The sequence below is a fragment of the Desulfuromonas sp. genome (assembly GCA_002869615.1).
GTDB lineage: Bacteria > Desulfobacterota > Desulfuromonadia > Desulfuromonadales > UBA2294 > BM707.
In genome coordinates, this window is record PKUH01000066.1 from 1 (window position 1) to 6,023 (window position 6,023).

Below are 6,023 nucleotides of genomic sequence, written 5' to 3' on the forward strand. Positions count from 1 at the left end.
AGAGAAATTCCAATCTGAACAAATTTAACGCAAAGGCGCCAAGACGCAAAGAAAAAGACGTAATTCCACAGCAAAAACCGAACAAAAGAGGGCATACTGCTTTTGGTTTTAAACCTAAAAGGCTTTTAGGTCCTTCTTTGAAGCGCACTTCTCTCCCTCTCTCCGCCTCTCCGTTAAATATGATTTTACATCTTGGCTTTTCTTGGCGCTCTTGGTGTCGAGAAGGTCTGGCTTCTCAGGAAACAATCAACGGCTTATCACAGGCCGGTATCAATCCCCGATCTTCAGCCCGCCCCAACAAGGTTTCAACTGCTTTGACCCCTTCTTCGCCGAGATCTAGGGAGAACTCGTTGACGTACAGTCCGATATGCTGGTCAATGACCTCGTCATCGATCTCCTGGGCGTGCCGTCTGATGTAGGAGCGGGCCTCTTGCGGATGCGCATAGGCATACTCGAGGCTGGCCCGGACCGCTGCATCGACCTCGCGGATTGTCTCGGCACCGAGAGATCGTTTGGCGAGGATGCCGCCGAGCGGGATCGGCAGGCCGCTCTCCTGTTCCCACCAGGCACCGAGATCCTGAACTTCATGGAAACCGAGCTGGCGGAAGGTGAAGCGTGATTCATGGATGATGACGCCGGCATCCGCCTCGCCGTTCTGCAAGGCCGGCATGATCCGATCAAACGGAACAATCAGCAGATCCTCATACCCTTCGTCGAACAGTTGCAATAAGAGATTCGCGGTCGTCAGCTGCCCCGGAATCGCAATCTTCTTTCCTTTCAGCGCTGTCATCGATTTCGGTTCCGTCGTAACCACCAGCGGACCGCAGCCGCGCCCCAGGGCACTGCCGCTGCGCAGAAGCGCATACTGCTCGCGCAGATGGCCAAGAGCGTGATAGGAGATCTTGGTCAGGTCGAGCGTGCCGTTACGGGCCAGCTGGTTCAGGGTTTCGACATCCTCGAGACGTTCGCGGATCTTCAGTCGACAGCTTTCGAGGCAGTTGTGGGTCAGGGCGTGAAAGATAAAGGTGTCGTTCGGGCAGGGGGAGTATCCGAGCGTCAGCGTGCCGCTCATAGCGTCTTTTCCATGGCCGGCCAATCCCTGATCAGTTCAAGGATGCATTGCTGGGAGATCTCCGCCGCCGTGCCGATGTCCCACTGGTCGGGATTACGGTCTTCGGTCAGATTCGAGATGCCGCGGATTTCTAGCAGTGGGACATCGTGCTGCAGGCAGACATGGTTCACTGCCGCGCCTTCCATGCTTTCGCAGATGCCGCCGGTCCGGTCAGCGAGCTCGCGGCCGCGTTCGTCGGTTCCGGAACAGGTTGAGACGGTGACAAACGGGCCGGTTACCAGGTGTTTTCCCCGGGGGGAGATGAATGCCTTGAGCCGGGCCCGGGCCTCGGCCTGCAGGCCCTGGTGCAGCGGCAGGTGGTTATAGTAAGAGGCGTCGGCATTCGAGCAGAGGGGAAAACCGATTTTCTGCATATCGAGAAAACCGTCGGGCGTCCTGACGCCCTCATCACCATAAATTTCCTCTTCGGCGAGAGCGATATCGCCGATTTTCAGGCCCCGGTCCGGGTAGGCGCCACCGCAGCCAAACAGGATCACTGCTTTCGGGCGTCTTTTATCGAGCAAGGCTTCGGTTGCGAGGGCCCCGTTGACCTTGCCGATCCCGGTGTGCAGCAGGCTGACCAGTTGCCCATCGATCCGGCCTTTCAATAAATCGTACCGCCCGCATTTTGCCTCGGCGGTGCCGGTAAGGGCTTCGCGGACCAGTCCGGTCTCTATTTCGGTAGCAGCAATCAGTGCAATCATCAGTCTGTTCCCGGGAAACTTTAATCAGGCGTTTGGTTTGTACCAGCCGTGGCGGATCAGATCACGGCGCAGGTCGGCGCCCTGATTTTCGACAATGCCCTGGTACCAGAAAGGTGCTTTTTCCGTAGTTCCGCCATCGTGGTGGTTGTCGAGGCGCTGGCGACAATCGACCAGTATGCGCCGGAATTTGCTGTCCGGATCGGCGATGATTTCGCGGATCTTCTGGCCAAGTTCCGGTTCCGTTCCGGCAATAACATGGTCAATGATATCGCGCAGGTGCAGGCCGAGCCGGTAATCTTCAAGGTTGCCCTTGAAACCGTCTTCGCATTCTGCAACAAAATCATTCCAGTCGAGCAGGATCGAGCCGAAATCTTCGGCGGCGACTTCGGAAAAATCAGGGTTTGCAGCGAGGCAGTTTTCAATCATATCCTGCTCGCGCCGCGACAGAAAGAAGGAGAGCGTCTCTTCGACGGCGTACATCCCGAGTTTCTCGGAGAGGTCGTCGCAGAAGCGGACAAAATCGAGATCGGTGTCGCTCATCTTTGAAAATTGCTCGGGCAGACTGTTGTCTGGGTGGCAGAGCAGGGAAAGATGGTCGTGGCCGAGATCGGTATGGTAGAGCATCTCCTTACCGTATTCGATGCCATGCTGATGGAGTTGATCCATTGTGCGGATATGGTTGTCAGTGAAGCAGGAGAGAATCTTCTCTTCCGAATAAAATATTTCAGTACCGGAACGGTTATTGGCGAGGCCGAAGCCGACAAAACCGTCATGGATCAGGCGGGGCAGATACGGATCGATGATCGCAAAAAGCTCATCAACCGGCAGGTAGGGGGAGTAATAGACATCCGGCAATACCGGGCCACCCTTGGCGACCGGCTGCTCGGTCCGGTAGTATTCGAGGATCAGGAAGGCTTCGTCGATACTGTCGCCGCAAAACTCGCGGAACAGGGCCGGAATCCTGTCAGCCGAAGCGGCAATAGTGAAGCGATAGGAGTCGGTGGTGTTTTCGAGCAGCGAAAAGGTGTAGCCTTCACAGAGCTGCTTTTTATTTCGACGCAACTCGCTGTTCCAGAGTTTGATGCCGAGGGGTAATTCAAGGGTTTTTTTTCGCAAGTCTCTGTGAATCCTCTGAAGTCAAAAAAAATTGATTAATAAAACATTGTCAATATTGGCAAAAACGTAAATGATTTAGCACACAAAGTCAATAATTCCGACGGTATTTCAAGCGTTTAATTTTAATAAAGCTGTTTTACCATCAATAAAATTTAGTTGACAACCCAGTGGCTTTTCGCTATATCCTGCGGGGGTTAAACAGGAATAAAACCTTTTTCTATTTATACCGCTGAGTTTCAGCTCTGCTTATCTTATATAGAATCACGGCTTCAATAGCCAAAACCAATTGCTATCAAAGGGATGAAAGATGTCGAAAAAAACAGTTACACCCACATTGGAGAATCCGTTTGCTCCACCCGAAAAGGTTGAATTTACTATTCCGGGTGAAATCGCCGGTGTAACCGGTGGTTACGAGGAGGTCATGCAGGAAGGGTATGACCTGATCCAGCGTCCGATCAAGTCGGTACAGGTTGGCCAGATCGAGAAGCAGCATTTCAAGAAGCGGATGACCGTCTGGGAGCGGATCAAGGTTCTGACCCAGGCTGAGCCGAATATCCTGTTCCAGAACTGGGGCAAGAATCTTGACGGCGCTTCGCTGGTCACCGGCATTTTGAATATCAACGGTCGCGATGTCGCGCTCTACGGGCATGACTTCACCGTTCGCGCCGGTTCGATCGACGCCACCAACGGCAGCAAGCTGGCCAAGTTGTTTAACATGGCCGGAGAAAAAGGGCTTCCGGTCATCGGTATGAACGACTCTGCCGGTGCATTTGTCCCGGCCGGGGTCGGTGGCCTTGACGGTTACGCCGAGGCCTTCACCGCGTTGCGCAAGATCAGCGGCGTTGTTCCGTCGATCATGTGCATGTTCGGCTTCAACGCCGGCGGCGGCTCCTATCTGCCGCGCCAGGGAAGTTTCGTTATCCAGCCGAACGACACCTTCTTCGGCCTCACCGGTCCCGGTGTCGTCAAGTCGGTCCTCGGTGAAGACGTCACCCCGGAAGAGCTTGGAGGTCCGAAGGTCCATGGCAATTCCGGTGTCGCCGACGTCACCGTATCTGATGAAGTTGCCGCCCTGCGAACCGCGGTCCGTCTGCTCAGCTACATCCCCGACAACAACCACAGTCTGGCCCCCTTCCAGGAGACCAGTGATCCACTGGATCGCAAGACCTGGGAGATCAATACCCTGCTGAAAAAAGCGTTCAACTCGCCGACCGGATTCAACACCCCGTTCGACGTATCGATTATTATTCAGCAGGTCTGTGATTTCGGCGACTATTTTGAAGTCCAGCCGGAACGGGCCCGCGAGGTTGTCACCGCCTTCGGCCGCCTCGGCGGCAACGTCGTCGGTTTCGTCGCCAACAATTCGGCGGTTTCCTCCGGCCAGATCGACTGCGATTCGGCGCTCAAAATCGCCCGCTTCGTTCGCTTCTGCAACATCTACAATATCCCGCTGATCTTCATGGAAGATACCACCGGTTTCCTGCCGGGTCGCGAGCAGGAGAGCCGTGGCATCGTTCAGGCCGGCCGGTCGATGCTTGATTCGATCGTCGATGTCCGGACGCCGCGGATTCTGCTGATTCTGCGTAACGCCTACGGCGGCGCCTACGCCTCCTACAACAACTACCCGACCGGTGCCGATCTGGTTCTGGCTCTGCCGACTACCCGCCTGGCGGTTATGGGTCCGGCCGGCAAGGAGTTCGTCTACAAGAAGGAGCTGCGTGAACTGCGCGGCTCAATCAAGGCCAAGGTTCAGGCCGGTATCGACCAGCGGGTCAAGTCCGGCATGGATGCCGGAGCCGCCAAAAAAGATGCCGAGTCCGAAGCGGCCGAATGGCTGATGGGTGAAGAGGCGAAGCTCAACCTGCGCTATGAAAAGGAGCTGATGAACCCGAAAGAGGGCCTCGCCCTGGGGTCGATTTCCTCGATCGTCATGCCGACCGATCTGCGCAAGGTGCTTGGCGAAAACATGAACTTCCTGTTGCGCCATTACCAGCCCTCTGCCTGGCAGGGCGTGCAGCGTGAGTTCCATTAATCGTCGAGTGTAAATTTATGAAAGCGAATGAAGGTTTTGACTTGGAGATAGAACCGATGACCGAAAAAACAGATCTATATAATAACAATCCACTGATCCACGGCGATCGTCGCCTCGGCAATTCTGACTCGGAATGGGTCAGGTCGTTTGCCTGCGAAGATCTCTGCCCGCTGATCGTCTGCCGTGGCCCGATCCGCAAAGAGGCGATGGATGTTTATGAAGAGATGGGGATCAGCCACTACGGCATCCTCCTTTCGGAAAAGGATTCAATCGTCTACCCGAATGCCCTGGCCCCGGAACTGCGTCAGCTCAAGGATTCAACCCGGGTACACCGGGTTCCGGACTATTCCGGTGCAAGTAAAGAGGAGCGCGTCGAGCGGATCAACCAGATTATCGAGATTGCCAAGGATAACGGTTACGATTCGATTTTTGCCGGTTACGGCTTCATGGCCGAGGACGAGGAGTTCGTCGGCGCGATTGAGAATGCCGGGCTCAAATTTATCGGCCCCTGCGCCCATACCCAGTCGAGCGCCGGCAAGAAAGATGAAGCGAAGCGGACCGCCCTGCGGGTCGACGTCAGCGTCACCCCGGGTATCGATAATGTCACCGCCCGCACCCTGGTCAAGAAGCATCCGAGCCGTGATGCCCTGCTTGCCCTGGTCAAGGCCGAAGGCCTCGATTGTGACGATAAGGTTCTGAACGATGACAAGCTGTCGCTCGAGGAGCTGGCCGATCATATTCTCTTCGCATCCTATGCCAAGGGCATCGACCTTTACAGTATTGATGAGATGGGTGCGCAGGTTGAAGCCGAGTGCATCGAGATGTTCAAGAAAAACCCGCAAAGCCGGGTTCGTCTCAAGGCGATCGGCGGCGGTGGCGGCAAGGGTCAACGGATCCTCGGCGCCTCCCTGCTCGGCAAGAAGAACGCTTCCGATGCCGATATTAAGAAAGAGGCAGCTAACGCACCCGGACTGGTTCTCGAGATCCTCAATGAAGTTAAGGCCAACGGCGTTGGCGACAACAAGAACGTGCTGGTCGAGCTCAATATCGAGCAGACCCG

At 55.5% G+C, this 6,023-nt stretch carries 5 protein-coding genes; 2 read left to right on the top strand and 3 right to left on the bottom strand.

All coding sequences use genetic code 11. The annotated features are described in order from the left end of the window. Positions 1-235 precede the first annotated feature (235 nt). From C0623_06760 to C0623_06770, 3 genes are read right to left on the bottom strand one after another with little or no spacing between them, the layout of a single operon-like run. Positions 236-1,072 carry a 1,4-dihydroxy-6-naphthoate synthase gene (locus C0623_06760; GenBank protein ID PLY00709.1) on the bottom strand — a complete coding sequence of 279 codons (837 nt, stop codon included), beginning with the start codon at positions 1,070-1,072 and terminating at the stop codon, positions 236-238. Continuing rightward, positions 1,069-1,815 carry a futalosine hydrolase gene (mqnB, locus tag C0623_06765; protein ID PLY00710.1) on the bottom strand — a complete coding sequence of 249 codons (747 nt, stop codon included), beginning with the start codon at positions 1,813-1,815 and terminating at the stop codon, positions 1,069-1,071. Before mqnB ends, C0623_06760 begins: the two co-directional genes overlap by 4 nt. Before the next feature lie 24 nt (positions 1,816-1,839). After that, positions 1,840-2,931: a hypothetical protein gene (locus C0623_06770; GenBank protein PLY00711.1), complete on the bottom strand. Its 1,092-nt coding sequence runs from the start codon at positions 2,929-2,931 to the stop codon at positions 1,840-1,842. Positions 2,932-3,238: 307 nt separating this feature from the next. Between C0623_06770 and C0623_06775 the strand changes: the two genes are divergently transcribed. Then, entirely contained in the window at positions 3,239-4,963 is a 1,725-nt protein-coding gene (locus C0623_06775; GenBank protein ID PLY00712.1) for an acetyl-CoA carboxylase carboxyltransferase subunit, read from the top strand. Between the two features lie 56 nt (positions 4,964-5,019). Then, the coding region (locus C0623_06780) for a biotin carboxylase (GenBank protein PLY00713.1) at positions 5,020-6,023 on the top strand (1,004 nt) is incomplete at its 3' end.